Below are 23,910 nucleotides of genomic sequence, written 5' to 3'. Positions count from 1 at the left end.
TGGGTCGGGTGTTGCTCCGCTGGGGCCGGTCGCGCCTACCGGGGCAGCTCGAGCTGGACGTTGAAGATATAGGACACGCTGATGGGCCTGCCCTGGTACGTCACCGGCGTGTAGTGGCGGGTCTTCAGCGCGGAGAGCACCGCCTCTTCCATGTGCGGCAGGCCCTTGATGATGCGGCAGTTCTCGACGTCGCCTTCACGGGTGATCACGCACTTGGCGATGAGCAGGCCGTGGACCTGGGCTTCGAGCGCCTCGCGCGTGTACTGGAGCGGTGCACCGGACACCAGCTTGGGCGGCGTCATGGTGCCCATGGAGAAGGGGAGCGTCTCCTCACCCGTGGGCTCCGCCGGCATGGGAGGCAGGTTCGTGAGGGCTGTGCAGGACGCGCAGGCGGCGGCGGTCACCGGGGAGTTCGGATCGCTGTTGGGGATGTAGGGCAGCTCCTCGTCGGGATCTTCCGGCGGCTTGGGAGGCGTCTCGTCCAGCGGCTTGGGAGGCGGGATGTTGGTGGGCGCCACCAGCGTCTTGGGCGTCTTGGGCTTGTGGTCCTTGGGCTTGGGCGGCTGGGCCGCCGCCTTCTGGACGGGAGGGTTGGGGTTGCCACGCGGCGGGGCTTGCATGAACTGCACGAGCGGGTGATCGGGCTCGGGCGGCTTCGCCACCCCGGAGGAGAGCACCAGCACCGCGGCGAAGATTCCCGCGTGCACCACCAAGGACACGCCCGCTCCCGTCCCGAACCGACGGCTTCTCCACGGCTGCTGCTCGATGACTGACTGGAACATGACTGCCTCCCACGGGCGCTCCCGACAGGGGCAGGCCGCACCATGCGGCCCCTCACCCGCGTGGGCTGAGGTCTGGAGCGCCCCTGTCCACGCACCTCTCAAGGTAGAGAAGCGAGGCGCTCCGATGGCCGTGGCCGGTCCATTTTTCCGTCATGGTTTTGTCATGGCGTCGATCTCCATCCGGTAGCCCACCCCTCGGATGGTGTGGATGCTGAAGCCGGAGGTGCTCGTCCAGCCCAGCTTCTTCTTCAGGTTGGAGACGAAGTTGTCCACCGTGCGCGGGTCCACCACCACGTCCTGGCCCCACACCGTGTCGAGGATCTCCTGCCGGGTCAGCGCCCTGTCCCGGTGGCGGACCAGGTAGGCCAGCAGATCGAACTCGGTGCGAGTCAGCTCGATGAGGCTCCCATCCGCCCGGCTGAGCGTGCGCCGCCCCAGGTCCAGCGAGAAGCCGGCGAAGCTCATGACTTGGGGAGGCGGGGTGCCAGCTCGCCGCACGAGCGCCCGCACGCGCATGAGCAGCTCCCGGAGCCGGTAGGGCTTGGTCAGGTAGTCCTGCGCGCCGGCCTCGAAGCCCTTGACGATGTCATCCTCCAGCGTGCGCGCGGTGAGCATCATCACCATGCTCTGCAGGCCCCCGGCGCGCAGCCTCCGGCACAGCGAGTACCCGTCCTCGCCCGGGAGCATGACGTCCAGGATGAGCAGATCGAAGTCCTTGCCGCGCAGGATCGCCTCCGCCTCGCGGGCGTTGGAGGCGGCGGCCACGTCGTAGCCCTCGTCCTGGAGGTTGTCCCGGAGGCCGACTCGCAGGTTCGCGTCGTCCTCGACGATGAGGATGGAGGGGCGAGTGGAGGCAGGAGGGCTCTGGTTCGTCATGGGTGCGGCTCGGGGAAGGTCAGCGCGAAGGTGGTGCCCTGCGGGCTGGAGGCGGCGACGCGGATCTGGCCTCCATGGACATGCATGATCCTGCGGCAGAGCGCGAGCCCCAGCCCGCTGCCGTGCACTTCCGGGCCGGCTTGTGTCAGCCGGTAGAAGTCCAGGAAGACGTGCTCCCACTCGCTCTCGGGGATGCCCACGCCGTTGTCTCCGAAGAGCACCGTGCAGCCCTGGCCGGGCGGAGCGTGGACGCGCACGGAGATCTCCACCGGGCTGCGGTGGTTGTAGGCGCAGGCATTGCGGCCCAGGTTGGACAGCAGCAGGCGCAGCAGGGACGGGTCGGCCTGGAGCTCCGTGTCTCCCACGTCCGCCGTGAGCTGCACCGGGCCGCGGGCGGCGCTGGCCAGATCGCTCCGCAGCGTGCCGATGAGCTCCTCCAGCTTCACCTGGGTCAACTTCGGCACCCACCGGCCCTTGTCGATGCGGTTGAAGGACAGGATGTTCTCGACGAGGAAGTGCAGCCCGTCCGTGGCCTGGAGGATGCGCGTCGGGTAGTCCCGCACCTCCGGGGAGCCGCCCGCGCGCATCTCCAGCGTCTCCGCCAGCAGCCGGATGGAGGCCAGGGGCGTACGCAGCTCATGGGAGACGGTGGCCACGAAGTCGCTCTTGAGCTCCAGGAAGCGGTACTTGCGGTGCTGCGCCAGCCCCGCGAGCACCACGATGGCCACGGCGAGCGCCCCGCAGATGGCCACCAGCATCGTCTTCAGCCCGTAGCGCTGGGAGATGGCCTCCTCCTCGGCGGCCCAGCGGGGGATGATCGCCTCCACCTGCAAGGACGAGAGCCGCTGCACCGTGCCCAGCCGTCCCAGGCGCACCTCGTCCTTGGAGCCCAGCAGCTCCCGCTTCCGCATCTCCTGGGTGATGGCGCGCAGGAACTCCTCGGGATGGATGGCGACGCCGCGCACGATCTCTCCGTCCGGTTCCAGGTACCAGCGCTCGCCGATCAGGGTGGGCTCGGAGAGGTTGCCCGGCAGGACGATCGCGCCCGTGCCCAGCTCCTGGACGCGCGACTGGAAGTCCTCGGTGGGTTCGCCGAGCCGGAGGCTGAGCTCGCGGATGCGCTCATAGAGGAAGTTGAAGTCGGCCTGGGTGAAGCGCTGGCACTCGCGCAGCAGATCCCGCTGCAACCCGGCTCCCCGCGCCGTGCCTCCGAACTCATCCGCCAGCCCGCCGTGGATGAGCCCTCGCACCAGCGGCAAGGCCGCCTCATGGCGCTGGAGCCGATCGACCAGGACCACGGTGAAGGGGATCTCCTGCTCCGCGGGCAGCGGGTGCTCGGCCCGATAGCGCAGCAGCGCCTCCAGGAGCTGCTCGGCGCCCGCCGCATTCCTCCTCGAGAGCGCGGCCTCGACCGAGCGCAGCAGCTCCATCCGCTCCTGCCAGGGGCCCGGGGGCGGAGAGGGGGAATCCAGGAGCTGGCTGAGCTCGCCATGGAGCTTCCCCGCGGGCATCCGTGAGCCGGGCTGGGGGCGGGGGAGGCGTGGCAGGAATTGATGGTTGCGGAAGAACAGATAGAGCCCATCGGCCTGGACGAGCGGATCCTCCACGGCCTTGTTGATGTCCGGGCTCCTCGCCACGAGCTGCTGCTTGAGCTTCTGCCGCAGCGCCTCCGCGGCGTAGCGCTCCAGCTCCTCGCGGTGGGCGCGCAGCTGCGCGCGGGCATCCCAGGTCTCCTGGGCGAAGAGGCGCTGCAGGCTCACCAGCCCCCAGCCGAGCGCGAGCAGGCCACATCCGAGTGCCACGAGCATGGGCAGGAGCCGACGCAGCATCCCGGCCTATCCCTCCCGGGGAGCGTGACGGATCTCCAGGCGCGCTTCGGGCTCCATGCCCGCACTATCGCACAAGCCGCGGGCGCGGACGCGGGTCAGCTCGCCAGCCCGTGCTCGGGCTGAGGAGGGTTGGTGGTGACCGGGCTGCCGGCCGCCGGGAGCACCACGGTGAAGAGGGTGCCCACGCCGGGGTGGCTCTCCGCTCGCAGGGTGCCTCCCAGGCTGGTGACGATGGCGTGGCTCACGGACAGCCCCAGCCCCGTGCTGCTGGCGCGGGTGGTGAAGAAGGGCTCGAAGAGGCGGGACAGCACCTCGGGCGCCATCCCGGCGCCGGTGTCCTGGACCTCGATGATCACCTCTCCGGCCGAGGTGACGCGCGTGGACACCCGCAGGACGTTGCGGGCGGCATCCTGCTCGGACATGGCCTGCACGGCGTTGAGCAGCAGGTTGAGGAACACGTGCCCGAGCCCCGCCTCGTCCGCCTCCACGGGGGGGATGGGCTGGAAGTCCTTCTCCAGCCGGGCGCGGTGGCGTAGCTCGTTGCGGATCAGCTTGAGGGAGTCCTCCAGCACGTTGACCACGTCCACCCGCGCGCGGTGGCTTGGCGCCTCGCGCGTGAGCTGGCGGAGATCCTGGACGATGACCTTCAGCCGGTCGGCGCCCTCCAGCGCCTCGCTCAGCGCGTCGATCACCTCGTCCACCGCCACCGCCTGGACGCCCTCGCGCCCGCCGCGCAGGGCCTCCTGTAGCTGGCCGATCTCCTCCCGGGCGAAGGACAGGTTCGCCATCAGGAAGGCCAGCGGGTTGTTCATCTCGTGGCCCACGCGCGAGGCCAGCGTGCCCAGCGAGGCCATGCGATCGGCGTGCATCAGGCTGACTTCCATGTGCTTGCGCGCCGTCACGTCCTTGGCGAACACGCGCAGGCTCTCGTTGTCCTGCAGCGGCGTGGCCACCACCTCCCAGAAGCGGCCGGCCAGCTGCACCAGCTCGGGCCCATCCGAGGGGGAGTTCCGCCGGGCGTGCATCATCGCCGCCTTCACCAGCGGGTGCTGCGTGCCCAGCTCCAGCAGATCCGGGAAGCGGCTGTGGGCGGGCGGGTTGGCGTAGCGCAGCTGGCCGTCGCGCCGCAGCTCCAGCATCGGATCCGGGTGGAGCAGGGGGAACGAGGCCAGCCGGTACAGCTCCTGCTCCAGCGTGTCCAGCTCGGTGATGTCGCGCACCAGCAGGCCCAGGGGGGGCGGCTCCTCTCCCGGGCCGGAGGGACGCAGCGTGGCCTCGGCCGCGAACAGGCGCGGCTGCCCACCGGCCTCCATGCGGAAGTGGATCCGGCCGCTCACGTTGTTCACGCGCGCCGAGCGCACCAGCGACTCCAGCGGGATGCTGGCCTCCGGAGGCAGCAGCTCCCTCAAGCTCAGGCCCTGGCTGTTGCGGACATCCCGGCCGAAGATCGTCCCCGTGGAGGACCACACGTGCTGGCAGCGCTCCTGCGTGTCCACATCCAGCGTGAGGTAGTCCGAGTTGACTGCGGCGCGCGGGGCGGGGGCCTGGACCGCGGCGCCTTGCACGAGCGCGAAGCCCTGGATGTCGAAGGGGGCCAGCACGGGCTTCAGGCCGCCGTCCTCGTCGTAGCTCATCGCCGTGATGGCCTTGACCACCGCGGCGGCCTCCGGGGGCGGCATCCGGTGGGTGATGATGATGCCGTCGGCCAGCGTCGGCTCCGAGAAGGCGAAGGGCCGCAGCCGGCGCTCATCCGGCCCCACGCGCTCGGCGAGCAGGGCCCGGACCATGTACTCCTCTTTGTGGGTGGTGAAGTGGGCGGTGACGTCCGCTTCCCCGGAGAGCACGGCCAGCAGCGCCTGGCGGTAGGTGCCGTAGAAGCGCTGCTCGGCGAAGAGCTCGGAAGGGGACAGGCCCAAGGCCTCCAGGTAGCGCTTGGGCAGCAGGTAGCCCGCGGTGGACAGCGGCGCCACCCACGCGGCGCGCCGGCCGTGGAGCGTGTTCAACGAGAGGGGCTCCTCCGCGCGGCAGATGAAGGCCGAGTGGTAGTAGCAGCGGCCGGCCCTCACCGCGCGCAGCACGGCGCGGGACTGGGACTCGAAGAGGTTGCACTGCTCGGCGGTGGCCAGGGCCATGTCCACCCGGCCCGAGGCCACTTCATGCTCCACGCTCTCGTACGTGCGGGCCTGCTCCATGATCACCGGGCGGCCCACGCGCTGGGACAGGACGCGGGCGAAGAACTCCGCCCGGACGTGCTCCTTCACCACTCCCAGCAAGGGGTAGGTCAGAAATCGGATGGGAGGACTCGGCAGCGCCAAACAGGCTTCCCTTCACGCCAACGATTGATGTCCAACAGTCCCCATGGATCCGGATCATGCCGAACGTCGGAGAGGAATCCACGGGAAATCCGAGCTTGACTTGTTTGGCCGCTCTCGTTCCGTTCGATCGGTCGGTTTCTCTAGAGCAGCGCATGGCTACGCTGCACCGCGCCATGGAGGCGGGGCGGCTCGCGGCGCCGGGCTTGTGCGCGCAGGTTTTGAGTGCCTCGCGTGTTAAGGAGGGGCCATGCCTCCCCGCCGCCCTGAAATCCTTGCTCCCGCGGGGGATCTCGACTCCCTTCAGGCCGCGCTCGCCAGCGGAGCGGATGCCGTCTATTTCGGGCTCGACGAGGGCTTCAATGCCCGAGCCCGTGCGGAGAACTTCTCGCTCGCACGCCTGCCCCAGACGGTGGCCCTCATCCACCGCGCGGGGGCTCGGGCCTACCTCACGCTGAACACGCTCGTCTTCGAGCCCGAGCTGCCCATCGTCGAGCACCTCGTGCGGGGCGCCGCCGCCGCGGGCGTGGATGCGCTGATCCTCCAGGATCCCGCCGTGGCGCTGCTGGCCCGGGCGCTGTGTCCCCAGCTCGAGCTGCACGCCTCCACGCAGATGACGATCTCCAGCGCCGAGGGCGTGCGCTTCGCCCAGGGGCTGGGCATCTGCCGGGTCGTCGTCCCGCGCGAGCTCTCCGTGGCCGAGATCCGCAAGCTGGCCGGGCAGACGGATGTGGAGCTGGAGGTCTTCATCCACGGCGCGCTGTGCATGTCCTGGAGCGGCCAGTGCCTCACGAGCGAGGCGTGGGGAGGCCGCTCGGCCAACCGCGGCCAGTGCGCGCAGTCCTGCCGCCTGCCGTACGAGCTCGTCGTCGATACCGAGACGCGGGATCTCGGGGACGTGAAGTACCTGCTCAGCCCCAAGGATCTCGCTGGCGTGCGGGCCGTGCCGGACCTGATCGACATTGGCGTGCATGGCCTCAAGATCGAGGGCCGGCTCAAGGGTCCGGCGTACGTCTCCGCCACGGTGCAGGGGTATCGGCGCTGGGTGGAGAGCATCCTCGCGGGCGCTCCAGACGAGGCCCGGCTCAAGCGGGATCTGGCGGACATGTCCCTGGCCTACAGCCGAGGGTTCTCGAATGGCTTCCTCGCGGGCTCGGATCACCAGACGCTCGTCGAGGGCCGCTTCCCCAAGCACCGAGGCGTGTACCTCGGGCGCGTCCGGTCCATCTCCGGCAAGGAGGTGCTGGTCGTCCCCGATGAGCGCCCGTGGACGGGAGGCCTCGGCCTGGGAGAGGAGCGCCCGGAGAACCCCGCCGGGCAGGTGTCCTCGCCGTTGAAGGGCGAGCCCGCGCCGGATGCGGTGGATCCGCGCCCGGGCATGGGCGTCGTGTTCGATGCGGGCCGGCCCGAGGACAAGAACGAGCCCGGGGGTCCCATCTTCCGTGTCGAGCGCCGCGGTGAAGGCTGGGTGCTGGGCTTCGGCCACCCGGGGCCGGATCTGGAGCGCGTGGCGACGGGGCAGCGCGTGTGGCTCAACAGCGATCCGGCCATGGCTCGCCGCGTCGAGAGCCTGATTGCGCAGGGAGAGCCGGAGGGCCGCGTCCCCCTCGAGCTGAAGGTCTCGGGTTCGGACGGGAGTCCGCTTCGCATCCAGGCCAGCGCGTGGGGACATGAGTCCTCCGCCGCCAGCCCGGTCCCGCTCGCTGCGGCGCGCGGAGGAGGACTGGATGAGGCGCTGCTCCGGGACAAGCTGGGCGCCTTCGGAGGCACGCCTTTCCACCTGTCGCGTCTGGACTGCTCGGGCCTGGCTTCGGGGCTGCACCTGCCCGTCTCCGAGCTCAAGGCGCTTCGCCGCCAGCTCGTCACCGAGCTCACCTCCGCGGTGGAGAAGGGCTACCGGCGCACCGTGGTGGAGACGCCGGTGCTCGATGCGGTGCGCGCCGCGTCCATGGAGCGCGTGCCTTCGGTCCCCGCCGAGGAGACCGCGCGCCTGCTCCCGCTGTGCCGCAATGAGGCGCAGCTCGAGGCCGTGATCGCCGCGGGGCTGCGCGAGGTGGAGCTGGACTGGATGGAGATGGTGGGCCTGCAGCGAGCCGTGGAGCGGGCCCGCGCCGCTGGCTTGCGCGTCACCATCGCCACGGTCCGGGTCCAGAAGCCGGGCGAGGAGGGCTATGACCAGCGCATTGACAAGCTGCGCCCGGACGCCGTGCTGGTGCGCCACTGGGGCGCGATGATGCACTTCCTCGAGCGCCCCGCCGGCCAGCCGCGCCCGGTGCTGCACGGGGACTTCTCGCTCAACGTCACCAACTCGGTGACCGCCTCGTACCTGCTGGGGCTGGGGCTGGACACGCTCACGTGCTCGCACGATCTGGACGCCACCCAGCTCTTCTCGCTGCTGGAGCACGCGCCCGCCCACCGCTTCACGGTGGCGCTGCATCACCACATCGCCACGTTCCACACCGAGCACTGCGTGTACTCGCACACCCTCTCCAACGGGCGGGACTTCCGCACCTGCGGGCGGCCCTGCGAGAAGCACCAGATCTCGCTCCGCGACCGGCTGGGCCTGGATCACCCCGTCATCGTCGACGTGGGCTGCCGCAACACGGTGTTCAACGCCCAGGCCCAGAGCGCCGCCTCGCTGGTGCCCCAGTTGCTGGAGCGCGGCGTGCGCCGCTTCCGGGTCGAGTTCGTGCGCGAGTCCCAGGAGGAGGCCGCCCGGGTGCTGGGGGCCTACCAGGAGCTGCTCGCGGGCCGGCTGGCTCCGGCCGAGGCCGTTCGCCGCGCCGCGGTGCACGAGCAGTTCGGAGTGACGAAGGGCACCATGAAGGTGCTCAGCCCACCGGTTGCCGCGCCTCGTTGAAGAAGCGATTTCCCAGTAGCGCTGGCTGACCTTCGAGGGAGAAGGTTCTCGCATGACGCAGGTTGCTCTCTTGGGCTACGGGCGGTTCGGTCGGGCACTCGGCTCGCTGCTGGGAGAGGCCGGCATGGGCTTCCGAGCCCTGGATCCCCAGGGCGGAGTGCCGGAGCCTCATCGAGCCATCTCGCTGCCGGAGCTGGTCACCGGGGCCGAGCTCGTGGTGGTGGCGGTCCCCGTGCCGCAGATGGGCTCCGTGCTCCAGGATCTGCGCCCGCACCTGCGGCCCTCGCAGCTCGTGATGGACGTGGGCAGCGTGAAGATGAAGCCCGTGGAGGCGCTCACCGAGGTGCTCGGCTCCCAGATTCCTTGGGTGGGGACGCACCCGCTCTTCGGACCGCGCAGCCTGGCCATGGCCGAGCGGCCGCTGCGCGTCGTCCTCTGCCCCAACCCGATGCACCCGGACGCGGCGGGCCGGGCGCGCCGCTTCTACGAGCGCCTCGGCTGCGAGATCATCGATCAAACACCCGAGAACCATGATCGCGTGATGGCCTACACCCACGCGCTCACGTTCTTCGTGGCCAAGGGAATGATCGACGCGGGCGCGGGGCTCGACGTGCCGTTCGCTCCCGCAAGCTTCAAGGCCCTGGCGCGCACCATCGAGACCGTCCGCTCCGACGCCGGGCACCTCTTCGCCGCCATCCAGCGGGAGAACCCCTTCGCTTCGGAGGCGCGGAGCCAGTTGCTCAAGGCGCTCGGTGAGATCCATGAGCAGCTCGAGCACTTGCCTCCCGAGGTCAGCTCACGGGAAGCCAGGAGCATGGCGATTCCGGCCACGGAGACCGGCTCGACGGAGCTGGCTCAGTACCGGGCGCGCCTCGATGAGATCGATCGGGAGATGATGGGGTTGCTGGCTCGGCGGCTCCAGCTCGCCCAGCGCGCCGCCCGGGCCGAGGCCCGCGAGGGGAAGGGGAGCGAGCCGGCTCGCGAGCAGGCGCTCCTCGAGCAGCGGCGTGGCTGGGGCGCCGAGCTGGGACTCGGGAAGGAGGCCGAGGTCTTCTTTCATACCCTTCTCCGGCTCTCTCGGAATTCCGACGGCACGGACGGCTGAGCGCTGTTAGAGGGAGGCTCTCTTTTTTCGGAGGGAGAGCCAGATGAAGATCGGTTTCGTCGGCCTGGGGAACATGGGCCACGGGATGGCGAAGAACCTGCTGAAGGCCGGGCACTCGCTGGCGGTCTACAACCGCACGCGAGCCAAGTCCGAGTCACTTCAACCGCAGGGGGCGCGGGTCGCGGAGACACCTCGGGAGGCGGCGCGAGGGGCGGAGGTCCTCTTCACCATGCTCGCGGACGATCACGCGGTGGAGGAGGTGGCCTTCGGCGACACGGGCCTGATCGCCGGGCTGGAGAAGGGAGCGATCCACGTCTCCTCGAGCACCATCTCGGTGGCGCTCTCGGAGCGTCTGGCCGAGGCCCACGCCCAGGCGGGGCAGGGGTACGTGGCGGCTCCCGTCTTCGGCAGGCCGGATGCGGCGGAGGCGAAGCAGCTCTGGGTGCTGGCGGCGGGCGCCAAGGCCCACGTGGAGCGCTGCCGGCCGCTGCTGGAGGCCGTGGGGCGAGGGCTCTCCGTCCTGGGAGAGAAGCCCTCCGCGGCGAACGTGGTGAAGCTGTCGGGCAACTTCCTGATCGCCTCGGTGATGGAGGCGCTCTCGGAGTCGTTCGCCCTGACGCGCAAGGCGGGCATCGAGCCCCAGACGTTCCTGGAGGTGTTCCAGAATGTCTTCGCGAAGTCCCCCATCTTCGAGCGCTACGCCGGGCTGATCGCCTCCGGGAAGTTCGAGCCCGCGGGGTTCGCGCTGCGGCTGGGGCTCAAGGACATGAGGCTGGTCCTGGAGGCGGCGGGCGGCACCGAGGTCCCCATGCCCCTGGCCAGCCTCCTCCGAGACCACTTCGTCGAAGGCGTCGCACGCGGCCTGGGAGACAAGGACTGGGCGGCGCTCGGAACGCTGGCGGCGCAGCGGGCCGGGCTGGAGAAGCCCTGACCGGAAGTCTCAGGGTTTCGCGCTCGGCGGAGGCAGGTGCCGGGCATCCGCCGCCGTGAGGTTTCCGAGCTCGGGGCCCTCGACGACCCGGGCGGCAATCGCCGCGGCGGCCTTGGCGGCCTCCGGAGCCGAGGCCCCGCGCGCCAGCGCCAGCGTGAAGCCGATCCCGAACACGTCTCCGGCGCCCGTCGGGTCCACCTCGTTGGCGGGGGCCGCGGGGATCTCCCAGCGCTGCGAGCCCTGCTGCACGGTGGAGCCGCGCCGACCCCGGGTCAGCGCCACGGTGAGGTTCTGGCGGGCGAGCTGCGAGGCCAGGGCCTCGGCCTCGGGGTGGTCCTCCTCGGAGAAGACGGCCACTCCCAGCCCCCGTGGCGGCTGGGAGGCCTCGCTGAGGATGGTCGGCTCCACGATTCCATTGGGCCCCTGCCGCCGCAGCCAGCCCTGGAGGCCAATGCAGATCAGCCGCGACTTCAGGCCCTCCACGAGCGCGCGGTCGCCCTCGCCCGCCACCGGCGCCACGTAGGCCACGGGGATGTCGCGCCACTCGGGCGGAATGTCATTGATGCCAATGGGCCTGGCCACCGAGCGAAGGAAGAGGCGGCGGCGCGGCCCGCTGTAGTCCAGCTCGAAGGTGGTCGCCTCCGGGCTCGGCACGACATGGATCGACAGCTGAGGCAGCGCTCGCAGGGGCGCCATCAGCGAGAAGTCGGCGGGCGCCGACGTGACGAGCGCCGTCTGGATGCCCAGCGCCGCCGCGACCCGAGAGGAGAAGGAAGCGGCCCCACCCAGGCGGGTCTCGCCTCGGATGAAGTCACGGGTGACATGGCCGACGATGAGCAGCTCGGGAAGTGGAGTCATCGCCCCCTAGCTACGCGAAATCCCCCTCCGGCGTCGAGCGCCAGGGTTTCCCCCCCACGCCGGGCTGCCTGCACGCAGAGTGTAGAAAATGAGGGTTCCACGGACGGGCCCTCGCCGGGCTAGATTGCGCGCCGCTTGACCAACCCGGTGGGCCTGGCGAGCGGAACCCAGCAGGGGACCGCGGCCCAGAAGACGAGGAACAGAACATGCGTAGTCACCAGAGCCTGCGGGCACTGATCGGTTCAATGGCCATCCTGCTCGCCGCCGCGTGCAGCAAGGGCGAGGCGCCCAAGCCGGCGGCGGAGACGGGCCCGGCCCCGGCGGCGAGCGCGGCGCACAAGGACATCAAGATCGCCGTCGTCACGCACGGGCAGGCGTCCGACACGTTCTGGTCCGTGGTGAAGAATGGCGTGGAGAACGCCGCCAAGGACACGGGGGTCTCCGTCACCTACAACTCGCCGCAGACCTTCGACATGGTGGCCATGAGCCGCCTGATCGACGCCGAGGTCGCCAAGAAGCCGGACGGCCTGGTGGTCTCCATCCCCGACGCCAACGCCCTGGGCCAGTCCATCAAGAACGCGGTGGCGGCGGGCATCCCCGTCATCTCCATCAACTCGGGCAGCGACGCCTACCGGCAGCTGGGCGTGCTGATGCACGTGGGCCAGACCGAGTACGAGGCCGGCTTCGGCGGCGGCGAGAAGATGGCCGCGGCGGGCGTGAAGAACGCGCTGTGCGTCAACCACGAGGTGGGTAACTCCTCGCTGGACCTGCGCTGCAAGGGCTTCCTGGACGCCATCACCAAGGCGGGCGGCACGGGCAAGGTGCTCGCGGTGAACGCGGCGGACCCCACGGACTCCCAGCAGAAGGTCACCGCCGCGGTGGGCGAGGGCGTGGACGGCATCATGACGCTGGGCCCGCTGGGCTCGCGGGCGGCGCTCGCGGCGCTCAAGCAGGGAGGCAAGCTGGGCAAGGTGAAGCTGGGGACGTTCGATCTGACGCCGGACGTGCTCAGCGGCATCAAGGACGGCGAGCTGGAGTTCGCCATCGACCAGCAGCAGTACTTGCAGGGCTACCTGCCGATCGTGCTCCTGGCTCAGTACAAACAGTTTGGCGTGCTGCCCGCAGGTGGCATCCTGCCCACCGGCCCTGGCTTCGTGACCAAGGAGAACGCGGCTCAGGTCATCGAGCTCAGCAAGAAGGGCATCCGGTAGCGAGTACATGCGTAGAATCCTCCACCGCCCCGAGTTCGGCGCAGCCTGTGGCGTCATCGCCATCTGGCTCTTCTTCTCGCTCTACGCCGGCGGCTCCGGCTTCTTGTCCTGGGCTGGCTCCGCCACGTACCTCGAGATCGCCTCCGAGCTGGGGATCCTGGCCGCCGCGGTCTCCCTGCTGATGATCGCGGGCGAGTTCGATCTCTCGGTCGGCTCGATGATCGCCGCCAGCGGCATGACCCTCTCCCTGCTGTGCGAGCAGTGGGGCTGGTCCATCTGGGCGGGGATCGCGGTGGCCATGGTGCTGTCGCTCGCGGTGGGGTTCGCCAATGGCCTCGTGGTCGTCCGCACGGGGCTGCCGTCGTTCATCGTCACGCTCGGCTCGCTGTTCATCCTGAGCGGCGGCACCATTGGCATGACGCGCCTCATCACCGGCCGCACCCAGGTGGGCGGGCTGCATGAGGCGCTCCACTACGGCTCGGCGCAGGTGGTGTTCGCCAGCCGGGTGGGGGGCTTCTCCATCTCCATCCTCTGGTGGGTGGGCATCACCGCGCTGGCGACCTGGGTGCTGCTGCGCACGCGCTTCGGCAACTGGATCTTCGGCGCGGGGGGCGCTCCCGACGCCGCGCGCAACCTGGGCGTCCCGGTCCGCCGGGTGAAGATCGCGCTGTTCATGATGACCTCGCTCTGCGCGTGCCTCATCGCGACGTTCCAGGCCGTCAAGTTCACCGGCGCGGACGTGCTGCGCGGCACGGGCAAGGAGCTGGAGGCGATCCTGGCCGCGGTGCTCGGCGGCACGCTGCTCACGGGCGGCCACGGCTCGGTCATCGGCGCGGCGTTCGGGGCGCTGCTGTTCGGCATGGTGCAGCAGGGCATCGTGTTCGCGGGCGTGGACTCCGATTGGTACAAGGTGTTCCTCGGGGTGATGTTGATCGTCGCGGTGCTCGTGAACACCTATGTGCGCGGCCGGATGGTAGAGGCCCGGCGATGAGCGATGAGCTGGTGGGGCCGCCGCTGCTCGAGGTGGAGGGGCTGACCCGGTCCTTTGGCAAGGTGTCGGCCATCGAGGGCGTCTCGATGAGCGTGCGCGCGGGCGAGGTCATGTGCGTGCTCGGCGACAACGGCGCCGGCAAGTCCACGCTGATCAAGACGCTCTCCGGGGTGCACCTGCCGGATCGAGGGCGGATGCTCATCTCTGGCCGTGAGGTGCGCCTGCGCTCTCCGCGAGACGCGCGCAGCCACGGCATCGCGACCGTCTATCAGGACCTGGCCATGGTCCCGATGCTCTCCATCGTGCGCAACTTCTTCATGGGCGCCGAGCCGATGAAGGGCTTCGGTCCCTTCCGGCGCTTCGATCTGCGCATGGCGGACACCATCGTCCGGGCCGAGCTGGAGAAGATGGGCATCCACGTGCGAGACACGTCGGAGCCCGTGGGGACGCTCTCGGGTGGAGAGCGCCAGTCCATCGCCATCGCGCGAGCCGTCTACTTCGGCGCCCGGGTGCTCATCCTGGACGAGCCGACCTCGGCGCTGGGCGTGAAGCAGGCCGGGATCGTCCTGCGCTACGTGGCCCAGGCGCGCTCCCGGGGCTGTGGGGTGATCCTCGTCACGCACAACCCGCACCACGCGTGGCTCATCGGCGATCGCTTCACGATCCTCAACCGGGGCCGGAGCCAGGGGACGTTCTCGAAGGATCAGATCTCTCGCGAGGAGCTCATCCAGCGCATGGCGGGCGGGCGAGAGCTGGAGGAGCTCACCCACGAGCTGGGCGAACTCACGCGAGAGGACAAGCGGCTGGCGGCCTCGCACGACTGAGGCGGAGCCGCGCCGCTCCTATTTCACGCCGGAGGCCATCGTCATCACCGCGGCGATCAGGATCGCGTAGGCGCCGCAGAACAGCACGGTGGCCACCACGGGAGCCAGGAGCGCGCCCGCCGCGGCCACTCCGGTGGTCGTGCGATGCAGCCCCTTGTAGGCGAAGACCTTCGCCACCAGCACCCAGAACGGGGCGATGTAGAGGCTGCAGAAGGGAATCACCCCGAGCGCGAGCGGAGCCTGGGCGAGCGAGGCCGCGCGCAGGGTGGTCTCGAACGGCTGAGGCTTGCCGAAGATCCGCATCACCACGTGATCGATGGCGGCCATGAGCACGGTCGCCGCCAGCCCGAAGAGCGGCGCCAGCACGATCATGGAGCCATAGGTGCCCACCATGAGGGCTCGATAGGGAATCGCCCCCGGGGTCGGCTCCATGGGGATCGGCATGAACGCCATGAGGAGGGTGAACAGCAGGAGGGTGGTGAAGAACCCGAGGAAGTTCGCGATGAGGGCGAACAGGATCGACCCTCCGGCATCTCCTGGGCGCCGAGCGGCTGCCGAGAAGGTGGCTCGAGGCCGCAGCATGATGGGGAGCACCGACTTGAACCAGGCGCGGACGATGCCCAGCTCCTGGCGCTCGTCCCACGGCAGAAGGTAGGTGCCCTCGCGCGCCACGCACGCGGCGCAGAGCGTCTCTCCCGGAGGGGAGTCGCGGAGACACTCCTCGCAGGCGAAGGTGCCACAGCGGCCGCAGGGCTGCAGGGCCACGCGCTCGGGGTGGACCGCGCAGGCGGCCTGGGAGACTCCCTCCATGCCATCCATCCGCTACACCCCGATCTTCGGGCAGAGATCGTTCAAGGGACACTCCGCACAGTTCGGCTTGCGCGCCGTGCAGGTGTACCGGCCGTGGAGCACGACCGCGGGGCCGAAGAAGGTCCACTGATCCTGGGGGACGAGCGTCATCAGCTCCCGCTCGATCTCCTCGGGCTTCTCCTTCTGGGTGAGCCCCAAGCGCTGGCTGACGCGCGCCACGTGAGTGTCGACGATGACGCCCGAGGGGAGGTTGAAGGCGGTGTTGAGGACCACGTTCGCGGTCTTCCGCGCCACGCCGGGCAGCGTGGTGAGCTCATCGATCGTGCGAGGCACCTCGCCGCCGAACTTCGCGAGCAACTCCCGGCTCATGCTCTGGACCGTCTTTGTCTTCTGTTTGTAGAAGCCCGTGGGCTTGAGGTCCTCCTCGAGCTCGGCGGTGTCCGCCTGGGCGAGGGCCTGAGGACCCGGGTACTTCTGGAATAGCGTGGCGGTCACCCTGTTGACGCGCTCGTCCGTGCACTGGGCAGCCAGGATGGTGGCAACGAGCAGCTCGTAGGGCGTCGACCAGTTCAGTTCGTAGCGCGCATCCGGGTGGGCCTGGCGCAAGCGGGTCAGGAGCTTCGGGACGATCTGGGCAGGGGGCATGAGGTGTTGCTGGCAGGGTAGACCATCGAAGTGGAGGAATCGATCATGGAGAGCCCGTTGAGTCCTCGTCGCCGTCTCTTCGGAGGAGGGCTGTGCCTCCTTCTTCTCGCGGGCTGTCTACATCCGTCCGCTCAGGGAGCGCGCGGGGACTTGGGGTGGCCCGAGGTTCAGGGGCTGGCCGCGCCGCTGGCGCTCTCGCCGTGTCCCATCGAGGGCGTGGAGGGCGTGGCGCTCTGTGGCACCCTGAGCGTCCCTGAGGACTGGAGCGCTCCCGAGGGACGGCACATCCCCCTGCGCGTCATCGTCCTGAGGGCGACGGGCCCGGCTCCCGTGGGAGACCCCGTCTACCTGCTCACCGGAGGCCCGGGACAGGCCGCCACGGAGCGCATCGCCGCGTTCGCCCACGAACAGGCTCGGACCCGTGTGCGGCGGGATCTGGTGCTCGTGGATCAGCGTGGGACGGGAGGCTCGAACCCGCTGCGCTGCGACACTCCCCAGGAGGACGATCCGGACGATGTGCTCCGCCAACGGGCCCACGCGTGTCTGGAGCGTCATGCGGCCTCGGCGGACGTGCGCTTCTACACCACGCCCTACGCCGCGGCGGACCTGGAGGCCGTGCGGCTCGCGCTGGGGCATGAGCGCATCAACCTGGATGGAGGCTCCTATGGGACGCGGCTCGCGCTGGTGTACCTGCGGCGCTACCCCGAGCGGGTTCGGAGCATGGTCCTGCGAGGCGTCTCTCCCACGGACTTCCGTAACCCGCTGCCGTTCTCCCAGGCGGGGCAGGCCGCGCTCGATGCGCTGCTGGCGGCTTGCCGGGAGGACGCCCGGTGCGCGAGCGCGTTCCCGAACGTCGGCGCGGAGTTCCAGCAGGTGCTCGACACGCTCCAGAAGAGCCCTGCCACCGTGGAGCTGAAGCCCGAGAAAGGCCCCGCCAAGACGGTGCGCGTCTCGCGAGAGCGGTTCGCGCAGCTGGTGCACCTGATCCTGTTCATCACGCCGCTGGCCCGGCAGCTCCCGTTCCTCATCCACCGCGCGGCGCAAGGGCACTTCGAGGAGTTCGCCGGGCTCGCGGTCGCCTTCGAGGACGCCATCGCCGCGCAGATCTACTGGGGGCTCCAGCTCGCGGTCGTCTGCCCGGAGGATCTGGCGCGCATCACTCCGGAGGATGTGGCTCGGGAGACTCCCGGGACGTTCCTGGGGGACAGCCTGATCCACTCATACCAGCTCATCTGTGCCGAGTGGCCCCAGGCCCGGATGCCCGCGGACTACTGGCAGCCCGTGCAGAGCTCCGTCCCCTCGCTGCTCTTCTCGGGGACTCGTGATCCCTCGACGCCCCCCCGGTTCGGCCAGGAGGTCGCGAGCCACCTCTCCCGCAGCCGGCACATCGTCATGCCCGGAGCGACGCACATCAACCCGAGCGGATGCGTGGACAAGGTGGTCTCGGACTTCATCGCCGCGGGCACGGCGGAGGGGCTCGATACGACGTGTCTCCAGGAGCCGTTCCGCTGGGAGTTCTTCATTCCCAAGCAGAAGCCCTGAGCGGTCTCCGGCATGGAGCGAGTCCCTCAGATGCCCAGCAGCTCTCGGATCTGCATGAGTATGTCGATCTCGTCGGAGTCGACGTGCTGATCACTGGCGGCGATGAGCCGCGCCGCCTCGATGACATCCTTCGGCCGCGAGCGCAGCAGGCCTATGTCGGGCGCCGGCAGCGGCTTGCCCTCCTTCAAGTACCCCAGGAGCGTCGTGAGCTCCGAGGCCGGCACCTTCCACTGGCTGGCCACCGTGGAGAACTCTTGAAGCTCCTCGGGAGCCAGCTCCCCATCGCTCGTGATGACCTGCAACAGCAGCTTGAGGACCTCGGTGTAAAAGCGACTCTCGTGACTGGGGGAATCCGGCATCAGCGATACAGCCTCCAGATCTGGAGAGTGGCCTGTCTTTCCGCTCCCGTCTACTCCCAGCTCCCAGGCTGGGCTCCCGCGAGCGCGAGGGCTTGTGGAACAATGTCCGCACCTTGAAGACACTCCGCCAGGTCCTGCTCGCCGCGCTCTTGCTTGCTCCCTTCGCTCCAGGACACGCGGCGAACCCCCCGGAAGAACACCCCGCCCCCACCGAGCCGATGGCGCCGGACTTCCCCACGACCGAGACCACCGTCTCGGTGCTGGAGCCCGCGCGGGGCCAGTGCGAGTGGAGCAAGTGGGATCCCCTCTCATCGAAGCGCCGGGTGCTCGCGCGCCTCGCGGCGGACTGCCAGGGTGGAAGCACCGCGCTGAGCCGGGACGGCAAGCGGGGGGCGGTGCGGTTCTGGCGCGGCGCGGTCAGCATGCCCATCGTGGGCAAGCCCACCTTCCCGGAGCCGTTCCCCTCGCACGCGTTCCGGGATCGGCTGTTCCTCGTGGATCTCGTCACGGGCGGAGTCGAGGAGCTGCCGCTGCCTCCGGAAGGAGAGCTCATCGAGTACGGCTTCGATCCCGGAGGCAGGCTGGTGGGGCTCTCGCTGCAGGGCGCGGCCCCGGCCCAGGAGGGCGCTCACACGGTGGAGCTGGATGGGGTGGGGCGTCAGTCCACCGTCGGCGGCGCAGGCGGCACTCGGCTCAAGGCCCACGGCTTCGCCTTCCTGGGCGGAAAGTGGCTCCGGATGGAATCGAAGGACTCCACGGAGGGATTGGGCACGGCGGCCCTGGAGCTGCGCAAGGAGCTGGGCGAGCGCTCGATCCGCACGCTGGATCCCCGCATCGAGACCCACGAGGTCGAGGACGACGCCATCCTGGACTCGTTGTACGAGCTCTCGCCCGAGCAGCCCGAGGGACAGTGGGCCGAGTTCAAGAGCGGGGCCTATACGCTGGCCGTCTGGGGCACGCCCTTCGGGAAGGACACGCTGGCTACCGGGCTCATCCGCCGCCTGGAGAACGGGAAGGCCGTGGCGCTCCCCGCGTACCCCTACCGGCCAAACGACATGATCAGCCTGCGGACGCGTGGGCAGTACCTGCTCGTCTCGCTGGCGGACTCCGGCGCGCATCCACGGATGTACCGGGGCCGCAAGCTCGTCTGGAGCTCCGAGACCGCTCGGGCCGTGACGCTCTGGCCGAAGTGAGCCCCGCTGCGCCGTAACGCCGGCTCAACTCCCCGAGGGCCGCTCCTCATCCACCGCGTCGAGGAACGCGAGGATCCGCCGCGCGCACTCCGCTGGCTGCTCCAGCGGCAAGAGGTGGCTGGTGCCGGGGAGCTCCTCGGTGCGGGCCCCCGGCACGGTGCGGCGCACGCGCTCCAGGGCCGCCGGGGTGAGCGTGTCCGAGTCGCCTCCGCGCATCACCAGCGTTGGCACCTCCACGGATCGCAGCCGGCTCCAGACGGCACGCGCTGCGGTCTCGAAGATGCGGGCCTCCCAGGCGGTGGGGATGGTGAGGCGGAAGCCTGCGCCGGGCACCTCGGTGAGCCCATGGGTGAGGTAGTCCTGGAAGCACTCGGGATCGAACCGCTGGAAGAGGGCCCTCTTGCGGTAGCTCGTGGCGGCCTCCTCGCGAGAGCCCCAGGACTCCCGGCGACGACGGGCGAGGCGCGCGGGAGGGATCCGGCTCTGCATCCCGAGCAGCAGCAGCGCATGGTGCAGCAGGTGCCTGTGGCCTGTGAACAGCACCGGATCCAACGCGACCACGGCTCGAAAGAGCCCCGGGTGGTTCGCGGAGGCGAGCAGGGTGGTCACGCCGCCCATGCTGTGCCCCACGCCCAGCACGTTCTCCAGCCCCTGCGCCCGCAGGGCCTGAGCCAGATCGTCCGCCAGGTCGTCCCAGGTCCGCATCGCCAGCGGATCCGTCCCCGGCACCAGGGAGCGGCTGCGGAGGGTGAAGACGTGGTAGCGCGGCTTGAGGAGTTCGATGAGCTTGCGGTAGCTGCCCGGCGGGAAGCCGTTGGCGTGGGCGAGGTGCAGCACCGGTCCGGTGCCGCCCCAGTCATCCAACTGGAGGGGAGCGCTCATCACTCTCCGGCATACTTCAGTGCGCTCCGGGTGTCTCTCTCCTCAATGCCACGGAGAGAGGGGCCGCTCAGAACGGAGCGGGCCGCTCGAAGGAGACGCGCTGTCCCGTCCGCGGATGCCGGAAGGAGAGGGACTCCGCATGCAGGTGCAGCCGGTCCGCCTCGTGCCCGTAGAGGCGGTCCCCGACGATGGGCGCGCCGAGGCCGAGCGGGTGCGCCGCATGGACGCGCAGCTGGTGGGTCCTCCCGGTGCGAGGGAAGAAGGCCACTCGGGTTCGCTCCTGGCTGCGGGCCAGGACGTGCCACTCGGTCACGGCGGGCTTGCCGTGGATGGGATCGTAGATCTGCCGGGGCCGGTCCTCGAGATCGACGCGCATCGGGAAGTCGATGGTGCCTCGCTCGCCACGGACGGTGCCCTGGAGCCAGGCCACGTACCGCTTCTGAACCTCGCGGTGGGTGAACTGCCGCTGGAGATCCGCGTGCGTCCGAGCATCGAGCGCCGCGACGAGCAGGCCCGAGGTGTCCAGATCCAGCCGGTGCACGAGGAGCGGGCCCGTCGCCTGCGGATACCGTGTCCGCAGCCAAGCGAGCACCGAGTCCGTCACCGAGGTGTCCCGGCTGGGGACGGAGAGCAGGCCGCAGGGCTTGTCGATCACGACAATCCACGCGTCCTCGAAGAGGACGGACAGGTACTCGGCCGCGACCGCCGGTGGCGCGAAGGCCCTCGGGGGCAAGACACGCAGCCCTTCGAGCAGGAAGGGGAGCAGGGGGCCGCACTTGTCCCGGCAGGCGGCATAGAACGCTCCGGCGATGCGCCCTCCCGCAGGCGGCGGAGCGCCCCACCAGAACTCGGCGAGCGCCAGCGGACGCAACCCATGCGTGAAGGCGTGGGCCAGGAGCTTGGGTGCCGCGCAGTCGGCGGCGCCCGAGGGGGGCTCTCCACTGGAGAAGAGGCTCCGGAGGGGACGGCGTTCGCCCCGCGCATTGGGGACCACATAGGTGTCGTGGATGCGCGTCATCAGCGCGCGGCAGACGATCCTCCGCAGGCGCTCCAGAGCTCGAAGGCGCCGCTCGAGCTTCGCCCGCTTGGGCTCGATGGCTCGCCGCTCCTCCTCCTGGAGCGCCTCCAGCCGGCGCCGCTCCGCCTTGTCGCCTCGGCTCTCCTGATCGAGCGCATGGAGGGCCTGGCGCTTCTCTTCTTCCGAGAGCCCTGTCGACGCTGAGAGCTCCGCCCGCCGTACGTGGCGCTGCCGCCGCCGCTCTTCGTGCAGGACACGCTGCGTTTCGCGCTCCTGAGCATGGCGTGCCTTCTGGGCTTCATGGGCAGCCCGGAGCGCGACGAACTCCGGCGAGCTTCGGAGCTCCTCGGCGCGCGTGAGCAGCGCTTTGACCACGGCCTCGCCCGCGGGCTCCACCCGCGCTCGCGCGTCGCGGTCGAAGAGCGGCGGGACGAAGCCAGGGAGCTCCCATTTCCCATCGAGCATGCCGGAGAAGGAGCGGAGGAACCCGATGCGTCCCTGGGGCTCCTGCACGACGAGGACGCCGAACATCTTCCCGCCCTCGGGGCCTTCGAGCGTCGAGGAAGGAAGGCCTGGAGCGATGAAGCCGGCCCGGAGCTCCGCCTGCATCAGCTCCGCGGCCCGCCGCGCGAGCGGGTGGGGACCGAGCTCGTCAAAGGGGCTCGGGAACGCCTCGGCGTCGTCGCAAGCGATGGGTTGCGGCTGGATGGGAGTGACCCAGGTCTCCACAGCCCTCCGGTAGCACGAAACCCGTCTCCCAGGCACTGCAAGCATCCTCTCGGGCGCTTCGAGGATGGGCCTCTCGAGTGTCGGTTTCTAGAACAAGGAGTGCCCGGCGGTGCGATGACAGGAGTTCGGCCAACGCTTTATAGAACTGAACGCTGCGGGGCATGCACCGGGGGTAGCCATGTCACAATCCAGGCGCGTTCTATGGGTACGGAGGCGGCCATGACCGCCAATGCGCCCGCGACGCTTATTCGGGACACGCTGAGCGTGGAGCTGTTCCATGTCCGGAATCGGCACCTCATCCGAGCCATCCTGAACAACCTCTCCGAAGGCATCTCCATTGCGGATGTCACGGGAAACTTCATCTACACCAGTCCCTACTCCGACTGGCTGTTTGGCGCCTCCAGCGAGCCCATTCCTCCCTCGGAGTGGCATGTCGCCGGGATCTTCCGGTCCGACGAACGGACGCCCTATCCGATCGATGAGATGCCCATCTGGCGCGCCTTGAAGGGAGAGGAGGTCCGGGACGTGGACATGTTCGTCCGCAACTCGAACGTGCCGCAGGGCCGGCACATCCGCTGTCATTGCATCCCCCTGCGCGACGAGCAGGGCCAGCTCGTGGGGGGCATGGCGCTCATCAAGGACATGGACAAGGTCCGCCAGAGCGAAGAGGAGAAGCGCCGCACCGAGCAGCGCTTCCAGCTCCTGGTGGAGACGGCCCGGGAAGGCATCTGGAGCATCGACACCGAGAGCCGCACCACCTACGTCAACCGCTTCATGGCCGAGATGCTCGGCTACACCGTGGAGGAGATGCTGGGCCGGCCCATCTTCTCCTTCATGGACGAGGAGGGAAGACAGCTGGCCGCGCGGAACATCGAGCGGCGCCGTCAGGGCGTCGCCGAGGTCATGGACTTCCGGTTCTTGCGCAAGGACGGCTCGTCCATCTGGACCAACATGTCCACCTCGCCGTTTGTCGACGAGCACGGCCGCTACGCGGGCTCGCTGGCCACCATCGCCGACGTCACCGCCCGCCGCAACGCCGAGGAGCAGGTGCGCCAGCTCAACGCCGAGCTCGAGCGCCGTATCGTCGAGCGCACCGCCCAGCTCGAGTTCTCCAACCGCGAGCTGGAGGCCTTCGCCTACTCCGTGGCGCATGACCTGCGCTCTCCGCTGCGGAGCATCGCCAGCTTCAGCGACGCGCTGACGGAGGACTGCGCCGACCGCCTGGACGAGATGGGCCTGGATTACTTGAGGCGCATCCGCGGCGGAGCCCAGCGTATGGCCGAGCTCATCGACGGCATCCTGGCGCTCTCGCGGGTCAACCGCACGGTGCTGGTGACCAGCCTGTGCGATCTGTCCATCCTGGCGCGAATCGTCGCCGGGCAGCTTCAGGAGCAGCAGCCCGAGCGCAAGGTGCGCTTCACCATCCAGCAAGGGCTGGTGGAGCGGGGGGATCCGCACCTGTTGCGCTCCGTGCTGGAGAACCTCTTGGGCAACGCCTGGAAGTTCACGCGCGAGCGCCCGGTGGCCGAGATCGAGTTCGGCACGAAGGAGGAGCAAGGCGTTCTCACCTACTTCGTGAGGGACAACGGCGCCGGCTTCGACATGGCGTACCAGGACAAGCTCTTCGGCGTCTTCCAGCGGCTGCATGCGCAGGCGGAGTTCGAGGGCAACGGCGTGGGGCTGGCCACCGTGCAGCGCATCATCCGCCGCCACGGTGGCCGCATCTGGGGTAGAGGCCAGCCCGGGCAGGGCGCCTGCTTCTCCTTCACCCTCAACGAGGTGCCCCTTCCCCCGGGCACCGCGGCCATCACTCCGGGAGTGCCCATTCCGGCAACAAGACTTTGACATGGGGGCAGAGCCTGGAGAGCCTGGGTGCCGCGGACGCACCCATGTGGATCTTCGGCTACGGCTCACTCATCTTCCGTCCCTCCTTCCCGTACGAAGAGCGCCGTGAGGCGTGGCTGAGGGGCTGGGCGCGGCGATTCTGGCAGGGCTCGACGGATCACCGGGGTGTGCCGGAGGCCCCCGGGCGGGTGGTGACGCTGGTGCCCGAGCCCGGCGCGCGCTGCTGGGGCGTGGCCTACCGGATCGCCACCGAGCGGGTGGAGGCGGTGCTGGCCCACCTGGATTTTCGGGAGCAGGGGGGCTACCAG

Annotated in this window: 20 protein-coding genes; 10 read left to right on the top strand and 10 right to left on the bottom strand. The window is 69.7% G+C overall.

Annotated features, from left to right (window positions below; genetic code table 11):
* Positions 1-35: 35 nt before the first annotated feature.
* The 4 genes from ACJ8AT_RS08155 to ACJ8AT_RS08140 form a co-directional block, all read right to left on the bottom strand.
* Positions 36-782, bottom strand: coding sequence for an energy transducer TonB (locus ACJ8AT_RS08155; protein ID WP_407737071.1), 747 nt, complete (start codon positions 780-782; stop codon positions 36-38).
* Between the two features lie 150 nt (positions 783-932).
* Positions 933-1,658, bottom strand: a complete 726-nt coding sequence (locus tag ACJ8AT_RS08150) for a response regulator transcription factor (protein ID WP_407737070.1) — start codon at positions 1,656-1,658, stop codon at positions 933-935.
* On the bottom strand, positions 1,655-3,487 hold the full coding sequence (locus tag ACJ8AT_RS08145; RefSeq protein WP_407737069.1) for a sensor histidine kinase: 1,833 nt from the start codon (positions 3,485-3,487) through the stop codon (positions 1,655-1,657). Before ACJ8AT_RS08145 ends, ACJ8AT_RS08150 begins: the two co-directional genes overlap by 4 nt.
* 95 nt (positions 3,488-3,582) lie before the next feature.
* The gene (locus ACJ8AT_RS08140; protein WP_407737068.1) at positions 3,583-5,802 is read right to left on the bottom strand and encodes a PhnD/SsuA/transferrin family substrate-binding protein; all 2,220 of its coding nucleotides are present in this window, start codon (positions 5,800-5,802) and stop codon (positions 3,583-3,585) included.
* Positions 5,803-6,049: 247 nt separating this feature from the next.
* On the opposite strand from ACJ8AT_RS08140, the gene ACJ8AT_RS08135 reads away from it, so the two are divergent.
* Genes ACJ8AT_RS08135 through ACJ8AT_RS08125 form a run of 3 tightly spaced genes read left to right on the top strand, consistent with a single transcriptional unit; the run spans position 6,050 to position 10,695 of the window.
* Complete coding sequence (locus ACJ8AT_RS08135) at positions 6,050-8,659, top strand: DUF3656 domain-containing protein (protein WP_407737067.1); 2,610 nt, start codon at positions 6,050-6,052, stop codon at positions 8,657-8,659.
* A gap of 52 nt (positions 8,660-8,711) precedes the next feature.
* A complete protein-coding gene (locus ACJ8AT_RS08130) occupies positions 8,712-9,764 on the top strand; it encodes a prephenate dehydrogenase/arogenate dehydrogenase family protein (protein WP_407737066.1) in 1,053 nt (350 codons plus the stop codon).
* Between the two features lie 43 nt (positions 9,765-9,807).
* Positions 9,808-10,695, top strand: a complete 888-nt coding sequence (locus ACJ8AT_RS08125; protein WP_407737065.1) for an NAD(P)-dependent oxidoreductase — start codon at positions 9,808-9,810, stop codon at positions 10,693-10,695.
* 9 nt (positions 10,696-10,704) lie between these two features.
* On the opposite strand, the gene ACJ8AT_RS08120 is transcribed toward ACJ8AT_RS08125, so the two are convergent.
* Entirely contained in the window at positions 10,705-11,553 is an 849-nt protein-coding gene (locus ACJ8AT_RS08120; protein WP_407737064.1) for a PfkB family carbohydrate kinase, read from the bottom strand.
* 206 nt (positions 11,554-11,759) lie between these two features.
* Between ACJ8AT_RS08120 and ACJ8AT_RS08115 the strand changes: the two genes are divergently transcribed.
* From ACJ8AT_RS08115 to ACJ8AT_RS08105, 3 genes are read left to right on the top strand one after another with little or no spacing between them, the layout of a single operon-like run.
* A complete protein-coding gene (locus ACJ8AT_RS08115) occupies positions 11,760-12,764 on the top strand; it encodes a sugar ABC transporter substrate-binding protein (protein ID WP_407737063.1) in 1,005 nt (334 codons plus the stop codon).
* A gap of 7 nt (positions 12,765-12,771) precedes the next feature.
* Positions 12,772-13,755: an ABC transporter permease gene (locus tag ACJ8AT_RS08110; protein WP_407737062.1), complete on the top strand. Its 984-nt coding sequence runs from the start codon at positions 12,772-12,774 to the stop codon at positions 13,753-13,755.
* Complete coding sequence (locus ACJ8AT_RS08105) at positions 13,752-14,579, top strand: ATP-binding cassette domain-containing protein (RefSeq protein WP_407737061.1); 828 nt, start codon at positions 13,752-13,754, stop codon at positions 14,577-14,579. Before ACJ8AT_RS08110 ends, ACJ8AT_RS08105 begins: the two co-directional genes overlap by 4 nt.
* Positions 14,580-14,597: 18 nt before the next feature.
* Here the strand turns inward: ACJ8AT_RS08105 and ACJ8AT_RS08100 are convergent, their stop codons facing one another.
* Entirely contained in the window at positions 14,598-15,398 is an 801-nt protein-coding gene (locus tag ACJ8AT_RS08100) for a YIP1 family protein (protein WP_407737060.1), read from the bottom strand.
* A 3-nt stretch (positions 15,399-15,401) separates the two neighbouring features.
* On the bottom strand, positions 15,402-16,034 hold the full coding sequence (gene nth / locus ACJ8AT_RS08095) for an endonuclease III (protein WP_407737059.1): 633 nt from the start codon (positions 16,032-16,034) through the stop codon (positions 15,402-15,404).
* A gap of 150 nt (positions 16,035-16,184) precedes the next feature.
* Here nth and ACJ8AT_RS08090 point away from each other — a divergent pair, with 150 nt between their 5' ends.
* Entirely contained in the window at positions 16,185-17,576 is a 1,392-nt protein-coding gene (locus tag ACJ8AT_RS08090) for an alpha/beta fold hydrolase (protein WP_407737058.1), read from the top strand.
* A gap of 26 nt (positions 17,577-17,602) precedes the next feature.
* On the opposite strand, the gene ACJ8AT_RS08085 is transcribed toward ACJ8AT_RS08090, so the two are convergent.
* Positions 17,603-17,935, bottom strand: a complete 333-nt coding sequence (locus ACJ8AT_RS08085) for a TerB family tellurite resistance protein (RefSeq protein WP_407737057.1) — start codon at positions 17,933-17,935, stop codon at positions 17,603-17,605.
* A gap of 113 nt (positions 17,936-18,048) precedes the next feature.
* Here ACJ8AT_RS08085 and ACJ8AT_RS08080 point away from each other — a divergent pair, with 113 nt between their 5' ends.
* The gene (locus tag ACJ8AT_RS08080) at positions 18,049-19,128 is read left to right on the top strand and encodes a hypothetical protein (RefSeq protein ID WP_407737056.1); all 1,080 of its coding nucleotides are present in this window, start codon (positions 18,049-18,051) and stop codon (positions 19,126-19,128) included.
* A 24-nt stretch (positions 19,129-19,152) separates the two neighbouring features.
* Here ACJ8AT_RS08080 and ACJ8AT_RS08075 read toward each other — a convergent pair whose 3' ends face one another.
* Together ACJ8AT_RS08075 and ACJ8AT_RS08070 are read right to left on the bottom strand one after the other, a co-directional pair.
* Positions 19,153-20,010: an alpha/beta fold hydrolase gene (locus ACJ8AT_RS08075; RefSeq protein WP_407737055.1), complete on the bottom strand. Its 858-nt coding sequence runs from the start codon at positions 20,008-20,010 to the stop codon at positions 19,153-19,155.
* Positions 20,011-20,077: 67 nt separating this feature from the next.
* On the bottom strand, positions 20,078-21,757 hold the full coding sequence (locus ACJ8AT_RS08070; RefSeq protein WP_407737054.1) for a pseudouridine synthase: 1,680 nt from the start codon (positions 21,755-21,757) through the stop codon (positions 20,078-20,080).
* Positions 21,758-21,976: 219 nt separating this feature from the next.
* Here ACJ8AT_RS08070 and ACJ8AT_RS08065 point away from each other — a divergent pair, with 219 nt between their 5' ends.
* Together ACJ8AT_RS08065 and ACJ8AT_RS08060 are read left to right on the top strand one after the other, a co-directional pair.
* Positions 21,977-23,602, top strand: coding sequence for a PAS domain S-box protein (locus ACJ8AT_RS08065; RefSeq protein ID WP_407737053.1), 1,626 nt, complete (start codon positions 21,977-21,979; stop codon positions 23,600-23,602).
* Positions 23,603-23,646: 44 nt separating this feature from the next.
* Positions 23,647-23,910 (top strand): gamma-glutamylcyclotransferase (locus tag ACJ8AT_RS08060; RefSeq protein ID WP_407737052.1); only part of this gene is annotated, 264 nt, incomplete at its 3' end.

This window comes from Hyalangium sp., from assembly GCF_045802625.1.
Lineage (GTDB): Bacteria > Myxococcota > Myxococcia > Myxococcales > Myxococcaceae > Hyalangium.
This window is presented reverse-complemented; position numbering and strand designations above follow the sequence as displayed.